Here is a 15,463-nt window from a genome sequence, read left to right as displayed (position 1 = left end):
CTACCGGCGCCGGATGGAGATGGCGCCGTTGGTGGTGGCGAGCCGAACGGGCGGTCCACCACCCCCGATCTGAGCCGTCAGGCTGCGCCCGATGCGCCCCTGCACGGTCACCGGGAAGTCGGTCTCGATCGCACCATGGACAGTGCTGGCGCTGAGGGCAGCGGCGAACCCCTCCGGAACGGCCAGGCTGATCACCCCGTTAGTGGTGTGCAGGCTCACGCTCTCGCCCCGCCAGCCATTCGCGAGGCGCGCTTCGATACCCCCGTTCGTCGTGTGCGCCTCCACCTCGCCGTCCACTCCTTCGAGGTGGATCCCCCCGTTGACGGTCTGAAGATTCACGTCTCCCGTGATCCCCGAGACGTCCACGCCCCCGTTGACGGTGCGCGCCGCCAGGTCGATGCGACCAGGCGCGGAAACAACGAAGCTCACTGACCACCCCTGTCGCTGCTCCTCTGTGTTCCGGGGACCTTCGGCGCGAATCCGCCCTTCGCTCGTCTCGATCCGGATTCTCTGCGCCAGCTCCCGCGCCGCCGCTTCCGTCGTTGCCCAGGTCTGCACTCGCGCGGTGACGTGTACATCGTTTCGCTCAGCCGCGCGAACCGACACCCCGCCGTTGGGAGAGGCTTCCACATCGAGCCTCGCCGGGACGGGGATGGTTGCCTCGCGCACCTCGCAGTGGACACTCCGCTCAGCATCTCTCTGCTGCCGCTCGCAACGGGCAATCCAGTCTTCCGTCTCCTGCTGCGCCGTCGCCATCAGTGGCACGAGCGGCAGCGCGCAAAGGGCGATGAAAGGGGCGATGAACGGGAGGTGTGAAGCTGCGGGCAGGAATCGCCTGCGATTGAACATGGCGGTCTCCGGGTCAGAGGTCGACATCATCATCTCAACTCTGACGCCGGCCAGTGCGAAATCGTTGAATGGGGGCTTCAGGTTTCAGTGAGAAGGGAACCTCCCGGGAGCCTGGAACCGGAGCCATCCGATCCAGCGTGCGGCCCAAGGACCTGGACGGGCCTCTCCCCGCTCCGTGTGCTCCCGTCAGTCCCTCGTCGATTTTTCGGCTGGAGTGGACGCGGCCACGATCGCGACAGGGGGCTCCGTCTCGCTCGACTCGAGCGGCTCCACCGGGCGCTCGTCCACCTTGGTCCCCAGCCACAGCGGGGAACCGGTGCGCGCCGCCGCCCGGGCGATGACGTGCGCCGCCACAGGAGTGGTGAGCATGACGAAGGCGGCAATGCTCCCCGCGCGGATCACGAACTCGGTGGTCGGATTGAGGACGACAAGCCCGGCCAGCAGGCAATCCAGACCGAGCGTGGCGGCCTTGGTGGAGGACTGCATGCGCGTGAATACGTCCGGCATGCGCAGCACGCCGACCGCTGCGAGCAACGTCAACGTCGCTCCGATCATCAGGAGCGTCGCGGCGAGGAGCTCGATGATCATGCGCGCTCAGCGATCTCCACGTAGCGAGCGTACGCCACGGTTCCGACAAAGCTGATCAGCGCGATGACGATGGCTACATCAAGGAAGTAGCGCGAGCCCGCCATGGCGGAGCTGGCCACCGCGATCCCGACGATCGTGACGCCGAGAAGATCGAGCGCCACCACCCGGTCGGGGAGGGTGGGGCCGCGAACCACCCGCCACAGGGTCAGGAGGCAGGCGAGCGACAGCATGACCAGTGTCAGCGTGAAAACGGTCTCCAGCATGTACTTCCCTCCGGCTCAGGCTCAGCGCAGGAGCTCCAGGACCCGGCGCTCGAAGCCGCGCTTGATCTCGGCCCGCGCCGTGTCGGGATCGGTCATATACATCACGTGCACGTACATCACACTGCGATCATCCGCCACGTCCAGCGCCACACTTCCCGGAGTCAGGTTGATCAGCGCCGCCAAGAGAAGGATCTCCTGGTCACGCTTGGCGTCCAGAGGCACCGCGATGATTCCCGGGCTCATCCCGAACCGGGGAGTCACCACGTCGGCGGCAAGGCGAAAGTTGGCGTGGATCAACTCCCAGAGGAAATAGAGGCCGAGGCTCACCGCCAGGCTCACCTTGCCGATGTAGCGCGACTCCGGGAAGACCCCGCCACGGGTCAGCCCCAGCAGGATCAGGTAACCGATGGTATGGCCCACCAGCAGGTTGGCCAGCGAGAAATCCGCCTGCAGTGCCGCCCAGGCGATGGCCAGCGCGAGGTTTCCGAGCAGCATGGCTCAAGGGTCTCCCAGCACCGCGTTGATGTAGCTCTGCGGGTCGAGCAGGTGCTCGGCCGCGGTGGTGGATGCGTGAAACACCGGTCCGGCCCCGACCGTCATCCCGATCGTCAGCAGCACGAGTACGACGATGGGGGCCAGCGCCCGCTTGCTGAGCGGCGCGAGATCCGGCCCGGGAGCAGGCTTCCAGGACACGTGCTGCCAGACCCGAGCCATGGAAAGCAGGGTGAGCAGGCTCACCAGCAGCGCCACCGCCGCCAGCACCACGGAGCCGGAATCCAGCGCAGCCGCCACGATTGCCAGCTTACCCAGGAAGCCCGAGAGCGGAGGAACCCCGGCCAGCGAGAATACCGGGATCAAGACGAGCAGCGCGACCCGCGGGTGCGATCGGTATAGACCGCCGAGTGACGCGAAATCGGTGGTGCGGCGCTGCCGGAGAAAGAGCCCGCTCACCAGGAAGAGAGTGGTGATGACGAGCATGTGGTGCAGCAGGTAGAAGATCGAGGCGCCCAGAGCCGGCGGGGTCCAGAGCGCCAGGCCGACGGTGGTGAAGCCGATGTGCCCTACCAGGTTGAAGGAGAGGACGCGGCGCAGGTCCCGCTGGGCCAGCGCCCCGACCATCCCCACCAGCATGGTGACGATGGAGAGAAAGAGCAGCACCGGGAAGACCACAGCTCCCGGCTCGCGAAACAGCAGCGAGAAGAGCCGGATCATCGCGTACACACCCACTTTGGTGAGCAGTCCGGCGAAGAGCGCACCGATCGGCGCGGGCGGGGCGTGGTAGGAGGCCGGCAACCAGAAGAAGAGCGGAAAGAGGCCGGCTTTGATCCCGAATGCCGTCAGGAAGAGCATGGAGAGGCCGTTGTCTAGCAACGGCAGGCTCCGCTCCGGCCAGACCCGCGAAATGTCCGCCAGGTTGAGGGTTCCCGCCTGTCCGTAGAGCAGCCCTATGGCCGTGAGCAGCAGCGCGGAAGCAATCAGGTTCAGGGTGACGTACACGTACGCGGCGTGGAGCTGCTCCCGGGTGCGGTGCAGCGCCATCAACACGAAGGACGCGATCAGCGTCACCTCGAACCACACGTACAGGTTGAAGACGTCTCCGGTGAGAAACGCACCGGATACCCCCATCAGGAGCACGTGGATGAGAGCGTGGTACCCGAGCGCTTCGCGCCGCGGATCTACCCCGGAAAAGGAGTGGCCGGTCACCGCCGATCCCACGATCCCCACCATCACCACCAGAATCGCGCTGAGAGGATCGGCCACCAGGGTGATGCCGAACGGAGACGGCCAGTTCGAGATCTGCAGAACCTGGATTCCCTCCGTCTGCACCCGGATCAGCAGCGTGATCGCCGAGGCCAGCACCCCCACAGCACCCCCGAAGGCCACCCAGTGCAGCAGCGCCGGCCGATACGGCAGCGCCTTCAGGGCAATGGCCGTCGCGAAGGGGATGAGGATGGGGAGCGCCAGCAGCATCAGGGCTGTCCCGTCGAGATGGCATCGATGTCATCGGTATCCGTCGACCGATGAACGCGATGCGCCAGGACGAGGGAGAAGGCCAGCACGCCGAAGCCGATGACGATGGCGGTGAGAACGAGCGATTGCGGCACGGGGTCCGCGAAAGCTTCGCCGGACGCGACCGCAACCTCGTCTACGATCGGGGCTCGGGTGCCGCTGAGCCCCGCGGCCGTGAAGATCAGCAGGTTGGACCCATTGGCCATCATGCTGAGGCCGACAATGAGCTGCGCCAGCCGACGCTTCAGCATCAGGTAGATGCCAGAGGCATACAGGGTCCCGGAAACGAGGGCGAGAAGGATCTCCATCGTCAGCTCTCGGTGAAAGCGGTCTCGGCCAGCGTGAAGACAATCGTGAGCACCACCCCCGTTACCGCCAGGAAGACCCCGATATCGAACAGGAGCGGCGTGCCGAACGGCACGCGCAGCGCGCCCACTTGAAGCTCCACCCAGACTGCGCTCATGAAGGGGCCGCCGAGCAGCAGCCCCGGGATGCCGCTGATCAGTGCGATGCCAAGTCCCGAGCTGAGGAGAGACGATGGATCCACCCGCAGCGCCCGACGCCCCGCCTCCAGGCCGGCGGTGAGCGAGTACAGCACGAAGGCCGCGGCCGCCACCAGGCCGCCCACGAAGCCCCCGCCCGGCGCGTTGTGGCCTCGCCAGAGCAGGAACACGGCGTAAAGGAGGAGGAGCGGGATCAGGCCGCGGACCGCGGCCAACAGCATCAGCGACGTTCTTAGCGACTTCATGGGCGCCGCTCCCGGCCGATGTGCAGCAGCGCCCGCACGCCGATGGCGACGGTCACCAGCACGGTGATCTCGCCCATGGTGTCGAAAGACCTGAAATCCACCAGGATCACGTTTACGACGTTGCGCCCGTGGGCCAGGCTCGGCGCGGCGTCCATGAAGTAGTCCGCCAGGCGCGAGGAGGCGCCGGAGGCCGCCGTGAAGAGCACCAGCAGCGCGATCGTAATCCCGGCCGCGCCTGCGATCAGGGCATCGCGACCCCTGCCCAGCCAGCTCAGCCCGTCCGCAAAGCCCGGGAGTTGGTAGAAGACGAGGACGAAGATGACGACGGTGAGCGTCTCGACGGCGAACTGCGTGGTCGCCAGATCCGGCGCACCGAGCAGCACGTACATCGCCGCAACCCCGTAGCCTACGGCTCCCAGCGAGAGCACGGCTGCCATCGCGGTGCGTGCCAGCGCCGCCGAGACAGCCGCCACCATGATCAGCAGCGCCGCGCCAGCCGTGGGCGGATGGATCGGCGACAGTTGCCCCACCTCTGGCAGGTCGCCCCCCAGGATGAAGGCGGCGAATAGGAGCCCCACCGCCGTCACCACGATCACGCGTACGTAACCGCGCAGCGGACCACTCTGCATCAGCGGTCCGACACGGCGACTCAGCGCATCGGCCAAGCTCAGGGTGCCGTCGTAGAGCCGCTCGGTACGCAGACTCCGCAGCCAGGCGCGCTGCCGAACCGCCACTCGGTAACGGTAGAGGATCAGCGTCAGCGCCAGGGTGAGGCCGCTCAGCATCAGCGCCGTCGTGACCCCGTGCCAGAGCGCGAGCTCCACCTCTTCCGGCTCGCCCGTGACCGCACCAACCGCCAGCGACAGCGGGGCGGAGAGCAGCGCCGGCACGAAGCCCGTCAAGACACCGGCCAACGCAAGGGTGAGCGGCGGGACCCATAGACCACGCGGGGCCTCGTGGACTTTGTCGGGAGCCGGGGTGTCACCGGCGAAAGGAGAGAAGCCGGCCGTCAGGCCGGCCGCGCCGAGCATGGCACTGGCCGCCACCGCTGCCGCGAGCAGGAGTGACCCGGCAACAGGAAACTCGGCCACCGCCGCGTAGAGCTCCTCTTTCGCCACGAACCCGAGGAGCGGGGGCACACCGGCCATGCTGACGGCCGCGACGATCGCGGCCGTGCCGGTCAGCGGCATCGCCCTCCGCAGCCCGCGGAGCACGCCCACATCCCGCGTGCCCGTCTCGTGGTCTACGGCCCCGCTGGTGAGGAAGAGGGCTCCCTTGTAGAGAGCGTGGGCAACCAGGTACACCAGGCCGGCAGCCACCGCGGGGCCGGTGCCGGCGCTCAGCAGCAGCATCATCACCCCGAGCGCAGCGATCGTGGTGTACGCCAGGATCCGCTTCAGGTCGGTTTCGAGCAGCGACCGGTATCCGGCGCCCACCATGGTGACCGCGCCGGCAGTTGCCACCACACCGCTCCAGAACGCCGTCCCACCGAGGATCGGGGTCATACGCGCGACCAGGTACACCCCCGCCTTGACCATGGTGGCCGAATGCAGGTAAGCGCTCACAGGGGTGGGCGCCTCCATCGCGTTCGGCAGCCAGAAATGAAACGGCACCTGCGCCGACTTGGTGAAGGCCGCCAGCAGGATCAGCGCAGCGATGATCGCATAAGCCGGATGCGAGGCCAGGCTGGCGCCGCCCATGACAGAGATCAGCGGGGTACCGGTCGTCTGCCAGATCCACACACCGGCACCGAGCAGCGCGAGCCCGCCGGAGCCGGTCACCAGCAGCGCCTGCAGCGCGGCCTTGCGGGCCTCGTGCCGCTCATGATCGAAGCCGATCAGGAAGTATGACGTGAAGCCCGTAAGTTCCCAGAAGACGAAGAGCACGAGCAGGTTGTCGCTCAGCACCACGCCCAGCATCGAGCCCATGAAGGCGAAGAGCGTGAGCTGGAACCGACCCGCCAGAGGATGCCCTTCGAGGTAGCTGGAAGAGTACAGGACGATCAGCGCCCCGATCCCCGCGACGATGATGGCGAAGAGCAGACCCAACCCGTCGAAGCGGAGCGACAGGGAAAGGCCGAGATCCGGGGCCCAGGGGAGGGTTGCTGTGAAGGCGCCGTCGGCCGCGACGCGCCACAACAGGTAGACGAAGTAGCCGGTGAGAACCGCAGGCGCGAGCGCGAGCAGCCGCGCGTATGCGGCCGGTCGCCCGCCCAACCACACTGCGCCCGGGAGCAGCAGGAAAGGGGTCAGGGGGACCAGCACGTACAGCGCGTCGTAACCCATGCGGCGTATACTCCTCGGTGTCTCGGCCGGCTGCCGTCGGCGGCGCGGTCGACGGCGTGCGGGAACTTACACTGGCCGCCTCCGCAGCGGCAAACCCTTCAGAATCGCCGCGGGTCGCGCCTCTCGCGACGGCCTCGTGACCACCGTTCCGGCCGTTCGGCCACGATCGCGACCGCCGCCATCGGCCCCCCTGTCATCACCCCTTTCTGCCCGCCGGGATGCTTTCCGATCATATTGTCAGGGGCGCTGCAGGACGTTGACGCGCATCCGGGGTCGCGATTAGCTTCCCAGATGGACTTATACTTCCCGAGGAGCACATGAGGGTCTGCAATACCTGGATGGGAATCGCCTCGATGCGCCTGCGCAACGCCCGGCTGCGGAGTTGCCTGCGGCGAGGCTGTGCCCGCTTTCCGGGTAGATGACCTGATTCATCGCTGACATATCCCCGGCCGTGGCACGCTCTCGCGAGCGGCCACGGCCTTCGTTCATGGGCCGCGGCGCGCGCAGGCGTACCGCGGCCCTTCCGTTTTCCCGAACTGCACCATTGCGATGACAATCACGGAAACATGGCACAGCGAAATAACGCGAAGAGGGCCGCCAGCCGGAGCTGGGATCCGGTGGCCACTTGGTATGCGGGGTGGGTAGGCGCGCAAGGAAGCGAGCACCACAGGCGCACGGCGATCCCCACCGTGCTACAGCTGCTCGAGCTGCAGAGCGGCGAACGCCTGCTGGACGTCGGCTGCGGAACTGGAGCTCTGGCTCCGTACGTCTCCAGGCTGGGCGCCCGCTACATCGGCATAGATTCGAGTCGCCGGCTGATCGCCTTCGCGCGACGACACCACTCGGAGCAAGGTCGCTTTCTGATCGCAGACGCCACCCAGCCCGATCTGCTCGGCTCGATCGAAGCCGGGGAGTTCGACGCCGTCACCTTCCTGCTGAGCATCCAGGATATCGAACCCCTGGAAGCCGTGGTGCGAAACGCGGCGGGTGCTCTGCGAACCGGGGGGCGAGCGGTGCTGTTGATGACACACCCCTGCTTCCGCATTCCGCGGCAGAGCGGTTGGGGCTGGGATGAGCAGCGGCGCCTCCGCTTTCGGCGAATCGATCGCTACCTGACGCCGCTGACGGTGCCGATGAAGCAGTATCTCGGTGGCAGGCGCGGTGCGACCCGCAGCTATCACCGACCGCTCCAACAATACGTCGACGCGCTGGCGGATCACGGGCTCTGGATCGACCGGCTTCGCGAGGTGCCGACACATCGGCGCGCCGCGGGCGCCTCCCGCGCTAGGGCCCACCGGCTGGCGGACCAGGAGATCCCCCTCTTCCTGGCAATGCGGGCGGTGAAGCGCTGAAGCGGGGGGGGAGGCCTACATCACCCAGCGAGAGCGTATGGTTTGATTGCGGAAAGTAGCTCTTGCTTCAGCGATTCTAACCACGGAGGTCGCAGAGGGTTACACGGAGGGCACGGAGGAGTTTCGAAATTCAATTTCTTACAATCGGCGAGTGAGGCTGTCTGTAGCGCGGTAGTCCTCTCTGGTCCTGGGCCAACCTCCGTGCCCTCCATGGTTAACCCTTGGAACGTCTTGACTGCGAGGACGGCCTGAGGTCGACGCGCAGCCAAGCGATCAGCCTGCTTCGCTCTCAAAAATCTTCGTCAACGCAGACCGTGTCGCCTCGTCGCCCGGGAGGAAGCTCTCGATGGTCAGTTCGGCGAGCGCTGCGTCCACTGCCGTACTGAAGACAGTCGTCGTGCTGATGAGGGAGAGAATTCCGCGGTCGGTGGCGAGCCTCAACGGCACGGCGACTTGCGGCAGCTCGGTCCATTGCTCTGCACGCCGCTCCTCCGGCGGTCGCGACGGCGAGACGGAGGGCGGATCCCGATAGGCGCGGAGCTCTTCGATCAGATCGGCGATAACCGGATCCCCGGACCACTCCGCCTCGCGCTGGAGTCGCCTGAACACGTGCGCTCTCCACTCCTCCAGATTCACGATGTGGGGTGCGAGTCCTTCGGGGTGGAGGCTGACGCGAAGCACGTTCACCGGCGGCTCCAGCAGCGCGGGGGCAGCGCCCCGTAACAGCACTTCGATCGTGCGGTTAGCCGCGAGGAGCGTCCAGCGCTGATCGACCGCCAGGGCGGGGAAAGGTTCCAGGCCCCGCAGCACGAGGCCGATGGCTTCCTTTGCCGATTTGAGCGCCGCGGCGCGATCCTCGTTCCAGCCGAGGGGCGCGAAGCCGGCGGCGAGCAGGAGCGCATCGCGCTGCCGTGCCGGGATCTCGAGGGTCTCAGCCAGGCGATGCACCATGGCACGGCTGGGCCTGGCCCGGCCGGTCTCGAGGAAGCTGAGGTGGCGAGCGGAGGTACCGGCTTCCAAGGCGAGGGCGAGCTGCGAGTATCGCCGTCGCCTCCGCCACTCGCGCAGTAGCTCGCCGAACCGACCCGCCGTCCGGCGCTGTACGGGAACTCCTTCCACAACCGACATCCCGATTACCTCCCGAGTAATCGACGGCTCCAGATCGCCAGATTACCCTTCATCGACGTTCATAGAGCCGGCTTTCGGAGGCTCGCGACGCGCGGATGAGCGGATGCCACGGCCTTGGGACCACCCAGCGGAGCGCGCCGACGCTGGATGCGCGTTCATCGCGGGTGGCAAAGTTGAAGGCCTGATCCCCGGGCGGAGCTCTGGAACACGCGCGCGAGCGGGAGCTTTCCGGCGCCTCGTCGCCGTGATGCCACGCCGAAACTCAGACCTGATGCCCTGGTCCACGGAAATGCAGACGAACCTGAAATCCGATACCCCTGTGCTCGCCGTCGCCCATCTCCGCAACGTGAAGATGGGGGCCGAGATCGTCGAATATCTGGAGCGCATCGACGCGACGCTCGAGCCGTATGGAGGCCGCTTTCTGGTGCATGGCGCCGCCCCCGAGGTGCTGGAGGGGAGCTGGACCGGCGATCTCGTCATCGTCAGCTTTCCCGACCGCCAGAAAGCCCTCGCCTGGTACCGCTCCCCTGCCTACCAGGAGATCCTCCCGCTACGGACCCGGAATACCGAGGGCGATGTGGTCCTGGTCGATACCGTGAGCTCCGATCATCGCGCGACCGACATCCTGCCGCGCGCCTCCGCCAGGGCGCGACCGGGGTGAAGGATCGGGCCACGAACAGACCGCTTTTCTGAGCATCCGGCCCGGAGGCTCAGGACGTCGGTGAAGCCAGCCCCTCAGCGCGTACCTATGGTAAGGAATGCGGGCATCCGGAGGATGTGCGGTCCAGGACCCAGCTCCGCCTCGACCCGGGCGCAAGCCCGGGCTGAGATCCGCTCCCACTCCGTCGGCTCAACCGCCTGCCGCAGCAAGGCCACGCGGGCGGAGCTGCTCTGGTTGGACTCCCAGAATGCCGCCACCGAGGGGACTTCCGCCTCGTGCGCAACCCGGTGGACCTCGACCTGGGCAAATCCGGCGCTCGACATCTCCCCGCGAACCACCTCCGGATCGCTCAGCGGCAGGGCAGTGGCGGGACTCGACGGCGTGGGCGCCTGCTGACGAAGGGCCGCCTCGAAGGCGTCGAGAAGGGGGACCTCGGTCCTCGGCGCCCAGCTGGCGATCACCGCCCGCCCACCGGGTCTGAGCACGCGCCGAAGCTCCCGGAAGCCGGCGGCCCGATCGGGGAAGAACATCAGCCCGAACATCGAAAAGGCGTAGTCGAACGTTCCGTCCGCGAACTCCAGGGCCTGCCCGTCGCCATGGCGGATCTCGATGTCGGAGATGCCGCGCAGCGCGCAGGCCTGCCGAAGCTGTTCCAGCATCCCCTCCGAGAAATCAACGGCGGTCACCCGGCATCCCGCCTCAATTGCGGCGAGGGCGAGCGTCCCCGGCCCCGTCGCCACGTCCAGCACCCGCGCCCCCGCCGGGGGATTCGCTAGCGCCAGCGCGTCGAGGGCATAGCGTTCGAACATCGGCTGCAGCTCGGTGACGTATCCCTCCGCCACCAGGTTCCACGCCTCGGGCGTGCTGAGCGGATCAGTTTGCATCAGAAACCTTCGATGAAGTGCAGCGCACGCGCCTCTTCTCCGCGCTCCGACCGGCGGACGCCTGGGCGAGGCGCGCAATCCCCTCTCGCCGGTGCCGCCGCCAGGCCAATGGCCTCGATGCAATGGCCTCGGTGCAATCTGGTACCCGGACGGAGATGCTCCGGGCACCTCCCCGCCCCCGCTCATCCACAAAGATGACCCCTGAGGGGCGGCGCCTGTGACAGCGGGACCCGCAACCGGAGAATGGAAGGGTCACAACGAAAAGCCAGCGGTCGCACTGACCGCCGGCTTTTCGAGTCCCGCTTTGGGACGGGCATCGCACCCGCCGCAGAGGTCATCCACTATCGCGAATAGGGCTCGCGAAACTGCCTAGTACCGGTAGTGATCCGGCTTGTACGGGCCCTCCACCGGGACCCCGATGTAGTCCGCTTGCTCGCGCGTCAGCTTAGTAAGCTTCACTCCGAGCTTGTCTAGGTGCAGCCTGGCCACCTGCTCGTCGAGCTTCTTCGGCAGCACGTGCACCGCCTTGTCGTACGACTCGGCATTCCGGTGCAGCTCCAGCTGCGCCATCACCTGGTTGGTGAAGCTCGCGGACATCACGAAGCTTGGGTGGCCCGTCGCGCAGCCGAGGTTCATCAGCCGCCCCTCGGCGAGCACCAGCACGCTGTGGCCGTCCGGGAAGACCCACTCGTCGTACTGCGGCTTGATGTTGATCCGCCGGATCCCGGGCACCTTCTTGAGGCCGGCCATGTCGATCTCGTTGTCGAAGTGGCCGATGTTGCCGACGATAGCTTTGTCCTTCATCCGCGCCATGTGGTCGACGGTGATGATGTTGTAGTTGCCCGTCGCCGTGATGAAGATGTCCGCGGTCTCCACGACGTCCTCGAGGGTGAGGACCTGATATCCCTCCATGGCTGCCTGCAGCGCGCAGATCGGATCGATCTCGGTGATCACCACCCGCGCTCCCTGCCCCCTGAGCGCCTGCGCGCACCCCTTCCCCACGTCGCCATAGCCGCACACCACCGCCACCTTGCCGGCGAGCATCACGTCCGTGGCGCGGTTCAGCCCGTCGATGACCGAGTGCCGGCAGCCATACAGGTTGTCGAACTTGCTCTTGGTCACCGAATCGTTGACGTTGATTGCCGGGAAGAGGAGCGTCCCTGCCTGCTGCATCTGGTACAGCCGGTGGACGCCGGTGGTGGTCTCCTCCGAGACCCCGCGGATCCCCTCCGCCAGCCGCGTCCAGAGTCCCGGCTCCTCCGCGATCGTGCGCCGCAGCACCTCCAGGATGACGCCCCACTCCTCCGGATCGTTCTCCGGGTCGAAGTGCGGAACCACCCCGTCGCGCTCGAACTCGACGCCCTTGTGCACGAGGAGAGTCGCATCCCCACCGTCATCGAGCAGCAGGCTCGGGCCACCCCCGTCGGGCCAACGCAGAGTCTGCTCGGTGCACCACCAATATTCCTCGAGCGTCTCCCCCTTCCAGGCGAAGACCGGCACCCCCCGCGGATCTTCGGGCGTTCCGTCGCGCCCCACCACGACGGCGGCGGCGGCGTGATCCTGGGTCGAGAAGATGTTGCAGGACGCCCAGCGCACCTCCGCACCGAGGGCGGTCAGGGTCTCGATGAGCACGGCGGTCTGCACCGTCATGTGCAACGACCCCGAGATCCGAGCACCCTCCAGGGGCCTCTGCCCGGCGTACTGCTCCCGCAGCGCCATCAAACCCGGCATCTCCTGCTCCGCCAGGCGAATCTCCTTGCGACCGAAGTCAGCGAGCCCCAGATCCTTCACCTTGAACGGCACACGACCCGCTTCCCGAGCAGCGGCGAAAGGGTCGTTCCGGGCTTCGATGATGGTAGACATGGATTACCTCGAGTGAGTGAGATAAAGAAGTGCAGGAAGCCCAGGCTCTTGATCACAGATCATGAATGCAGACCTCTGCAGAATCGATCTTTCCCGATACGCTGCGGCGTCTCCACCGACCGGCTTTCCAATGACGCAAAGACTCGAAATCGGGCAGCATCATCAAATCGTCGCTCGGGCCGCGAACAGCCCCGGCCCCTTGGCTTCCGGATCGGCGGGCAGCGGCACGCAACGGATCTCGTGGAAGCCGGCCTCCCTGAGCCATTCACCGAGCTGCTCCTCGGAGAAGCCGAGCCAGAGGTGCCCCATCTGCTGCCGGTACGACTCCCGGTCGTGCGGGGTCATGTCGGCGATGAGAACTCGACCGCCGGGTCGGAGAACGCGCGCGACTTCGGTAAGCGCCGCCGCCGGCTCGGCGAGATAGGGCAGCACCAGGAAGAGGACTGCCGCGTCGAGCGCGCCCTCCTTGATGGGCAGCGCTTCCAGTTCCCCTCGCCGGAGCTCCACGTTCCCCCGACCCGCGAGTCGGACGCGAGCCGCGTCCAGCATTTCGGGCGACTCGTCCACCGCGATGATCCGCGCGACGAATGGCGCAAGGGTTTCGCTGACCTGCCCTGTGCCGCACCCGAGATCCCCGACGACCCAGTCCGGGTCGAGCAATCCGAGCAGCGCCTGCAGCTCGACTCGCCGCCCGAACAGCTCGGTTCGTAGCCGGTCCCACTCTCCCGCCGAGGTGGAGAAGAATTCCCGTCCGCGCTCCCGGCGCTGTGCCAGCACGCTGCGTACCCGGCGGGCGTCCTGCTCGGTGGCGGGAAGCCGCGCCACCTCCTCGCGGACCAGTTCCCACAGCCGCCGACCGGCGTCATCCATCCGCTCAAGCGGAAGGGTGTAGCGACGACTGGTCCCCTCGGCCCGCCATACCAGCCAACCGTCGTCCACCAGCGCCTTCAGGTGGCGGCTCATGGTGGACTGCGGCAGCTGAAACACCGTCCCGAGTTCCCCCACTGTCAGCTCGCGACGCTCCAGCGCCAGCAGAATTCGGCACCGGATGGGGTCGGCAAGCGCCGAGATGCGATCGAAGAGAGGCTCGGGTCGATTCATCCGTATATCCGGATGCAAGGTTGCAGATATCCGGCGCGTTGTCAATAGTGAGAGGAGAGGTGGGCGTGGAACATCATTGCCGACGCCAAAGTATAGCAACTGCCTGTGCCTGGCCGCGGCCAGAGGTCTGGCGCGTTGCCAGGTCAGATCGCTTCAGTCCCTCGCCGATCGAGTAAGCAGCCAGTCACACCGTGGAATGAACCGCCTCCTCGTATCTCTCACCGCCCTTGCAGGACTCCTTGCTCATGCCGTTTTCCCCGCATCTCTCCTTGCTCAGTCGCTGCGTGGCTCCACCGACAGCATCGACCGCATGTACGTTCATGCGGTGGAGAACGGCATCTACTTCTACAAGACCGGAGACGGGATTCGTCGCGCCGGCAAGGAAGGTCGCTTCGTTCGCTTGAGCGGGAACGCCAACTACACCACCAGCGGGGTGAGCTATCCCTATGCACGCCCCGAGACGCGGGTCTTTGTCGAGCGCCTCGCGGCTCAATTTCGCTCGGCCTGCGGCGAGCGGCTGGTGGTGACCAGTGCCGCTCGTCCGAAGTCGATGCGACTCTTCAACAGCGTTCGTAAATCGGTTCACCCCACCGGGATGGCGATCGACCTGCGCAAGCCGCGAAAGCGCAGCTGCCTTTCCTGGCTTCGGCGAACGCTCCTCACCCTCGAGGAGCGGGGGGTCATCGAGGCCACCGAAGAGCACCATCCCCCGCACTTTCACGTAGCCGTCTATCCGGCGCCTTACGCCCGCTACGTGGCGGCTCGCGGTGGACCTCGCCTGGCGAGCGGGACGGAATATCGAGTCCGTCGTGGGGATTCGCTCTGGGGCATCGCGCGCCGCCACGACACCACGGTGGATGCGCTCATGGCGGCGAACGACCTCAACTCCTCGCGAATCCTGCCCGGCCAGACGCTCACGATCCCCTGAAAACGCCAGACCCCGGCACCGGCGGGTGAACCGGGGACCGGGGTTCTGAGCTACTGCACCTTCGTTCACCCGCAAAGATGCACCGCGGGCGAAGCCGGTTGGTTCAAGGTTGATCCGCGACTGAGGGGGCGAGGGGTGGGCAAGGGGCCCGCGCGCGGGCGGTGCTCGAGCTCGGGCAGGGACAGGCTCTCTAGAGGATCGAGCGTCCCTCCCGGGTGAGCTGCTCCAGCAGGGCGGCGCAGTCGTTCTCTATCCGCGCCGCCTCTCGAGTCTCTTCCGTCGACGGACAGCTCGCGTGGCAACGGCTGCAGACCAACAGCGCCTCGTCCGCGAGCCACCGCGTCTCCCAGACCCCGACGCAGCGCGGGTCGCGGTGCTCCGGGCGCTCCTGCGGAGGAGCCTTCGCCTCGATGAAGCGAACTTCCAGCCGGGGCTCGAAATGGCAGCTGTAGCAGGTGAGCGTGTGCGGCAGGCTGATGCACCGGTCGAGCCCCAGCGAGATCGCGTGGCCACACCGGGGACACAGACCCGCAAAGTATGCCACACGGTACCGGCCCGTCCAGCTGCGGTGCGCCAGGTAGATCCCGGCGACCATCGCCAGAACGACCCAGGGGTAGTGCGGAGGAATCCAGATCACGAACGGCAGCGCACCCCAGCAGCAGAGCAGCGCGAGCAGCGTCCGGGTCAGACGACCGGCTAGAGGACGGTATTCCAGCTCCAGCAGCGCCGGGGCAGGTTGATGTGCACGCAGCGTGACGACGGCCTCTGCGACCACGTCGAACCCGAGGGCGGGAGAGATACTT

At 66.8% G+C, this 15,463-nt stretch carries 16 protein-coding genes; 3 read left to right on the top strand and 13 right to left on the bottom strand.

The features are described from left to right. From VF167_16735 to mbhE, 8 genes are all read right to left on the bottom strand, one after another. Positions 1-882 (bottom strand): DUF4097 family beta strand repeat-containing protein, encoded by an 882-nt coding sequence (locus VF167_16735; GenBank protein ID HEX6927072.1) that lies wholly within the window; start codon positions 880-882, stop codon positions 1-3. Between the two features lie 153 nt (positions 883-1,035). Then, positions 1,036-1,437, bottom strand: a complete 402-nt coding sequence (gene mnhG / locus VF167_16730) for a monovalent cation/H(+) antiporter subunit G (protein HEX6927071.1) — start codon at positions 1,435-1,437, stop codon at positions 1,036-1,038. Next, on the bottom strand, positions 1,434-1,700 hold the full coding sequence (locus VF167_16725) for a cation:proton antiporter (GenBank protein HEX6927070.1): 267 nt from the start codon (positions 1,698-1,700) through the stop codon (positions 1,434-1,436). Before VF167_16725 ends, mnhG begins: the two co-directional genes overlap by 4 nt. Before the next feature lie 21 nt (positions 1,701-1,721). Beyond that, entirely contained in the window at positions 1,722-2,195 is a 474-nt protein-coding gene (locus VF167_16720; protein ID HEX6927069.1) for a Na+/H+ antiporter subunit E, read from the bottom strand. Positions 2,196-2,198: 3 nt separating this feature from the next. Beyond that, positions 2,199-3,671 (bottom strand): proton-conducting transporter membrane subunit, encoded by a 1,473-nt coding sequence (locus VF167_16715; GenBank protein HEX6927068.1) that lies wholly within the window; start codon positions 3,669-3,671, stop codon positions 2,199-2,201. Continuing rightward, entirely contained in the window at positions 3,671-4,018 is a 348-nt protein-coding gene (locus VF167_16710; protein ID HEX6927067.1) for a Na+/H+ antiporter subunit C, read from the bottom strand. The genes VF167_16715 and VF167_16710 overlap by 1 nt, the downstream gene beginning before the upstream one ends. Before the next feature lie 2 nt (positions 4,019-4,020). Then, positions 4,021-4,458 (bottom strand): Na+/H+ antiporter subunit B, encoded by a 438-nt coding sequence (locus tag VF167_16705; GenBank protein HEX6927066.1) that lies wholly within the window; start codon positions 4,456-4,458, stop codon positions 4,021-4,023. Beyond that, a complete protein-coding gene (mbhE, locus tag VF167_16700) occupies positions 4,455-6,743 on the bottom strand; it encodes a hydrogen gas-evolving membrane-bound hydrogenase subunit E (GenBank protein HEX6927065.1) in 2,289 nt (762 codons plus the stop codon). The genes VF167_16705 and mbhE overlap by 4 nt, the downstream gene beginning before the upstream one ends. A gap of 566 nt (positions 6,744-7,309) precedes the next feature. Here mbhE and VF167_16695 point away from each other — a divergent pair. After that, positions 7,310-8,095, top strand: a complete 786-nt coding sequence (locus tag VF167_16695) for a class I SAM-dependent methyltransferase (GenBank protein HEX6927064.1) — start codon at positions 7,310-7,312, stop codon at positions 8,093-8,095. 273 nt (positions 8,096-8,368) lie between these two features. On the opposite strand, the gene VF167_16690 is transcribed toward VF167_16695, so the two are convergent. Further along, positions 8,369-9,223, bottom strand: a complete 855-nt coding sequence (locus VF167_16690; GenBank protein ID HEX6927063.1) for a helix-turn-helix domain-containing protein — start codon at positions 9,221-9,223, stop codon at positions 8,369-8,371. A 289-nt stretch (positions 9,224-9,512) separates the two neighbouring features. On the opposite strand from VF167_16690, the gene VF167_16685 reads away from it, so the two are divergent. Then, positions 9,513-9,884, top strand: coding sequence for a DUF1330 domain-containing protein (locus VF167_16685; GenBank protein ID HEX6927062.1), 372 nt, complete (start codon positions 9,513-9,515; stop codon positions 9,882-9,884). A 74-nt stretch (positions 9,885-9,958) separates the two neighbouring features. Here VF167_16685 and VF167_16680 read toward each other — a convergent pair whose 3' ends face one another. From VF167_16680 to VF167_16670, 3 genes are all read right to left on the bottom strand, one after another. After that, on the bottom strand, positions 9,959-10,768 hold the full coding sequence (locus tag VF167_16680) for a methyltransferase domain-containing protein (protein HEX6927061.1): 810 nt from the start codon (positions 10,766-10,768) through the stop codon (positions 9,959-9,961). 369 nt (positions 10,769-11,137) lie between these two features. Then, on the bottom strand, positions 11,138-12,631 hold the full coding sequence (gene ahcY / locus VF167_16675) for an adenosylhomocysteinase (GenBank protein HEX6927060.1): 1,494 nt from the start codon (positions 12,629-12,631) through the stop codon (positions 11,138-11,140). 162 nt (positions 12,632-12,793) lie between these two features. Then, complete coding sequence (locus tag VF167_16670) at positions 12,794-13,732, bottom strand: metalloregulator ArsR/SmtB family transcription factor (GenBank protein HEX6927059.1); 939 nt, start codon at positions 13,730-13,732, stop codon at positions 12,794-12,796. 196 nt (positions 13,733-13,928) lie between these two features. Between VF167_16670 and VF167_16665 the strand changes: the two genes are divergently transcribed. Continuing rightward, positions 13,929-14,660, top strand: a complete 732-nt coding sequence (locus tag VF167_16665; GenBank protein HEX6927058.1) for a DUF5715 family protein — start codon at positions 13,929-13,931, stop codon at positions 14,658-14,660. 190 nt (positions 14,661-14,850) lie between these two features. Here the strand turns inward: VF167_16665 and VF167_16660 are convergent, their stop codons facing one another. Continuing rightward, positions 14,851-15,435 (bottom strand): hypothetical protein, encoded by a 585-nt coding sequence (locus tag VF167_16660; protein HEX6927057.1) that lies wholly within the window; start codon positions 15,433-15,435, stop codon positions 14,851-14,853. Positions 15,436-15,463 lie beyond the last annotated feature (28 nt).

It is taken from the genome of Longimicrobiaceae bacterium (assembly GCA_036375715.1).
GTDB lineage: Bacteria > Gemmatimonadota > Gemmatimonadetes > Longimicrobiales > Longimicrobiaceae > DASVBS01.
This window is presented reverse-complemented; position numbering and strand designations above follow the sequence as displayed.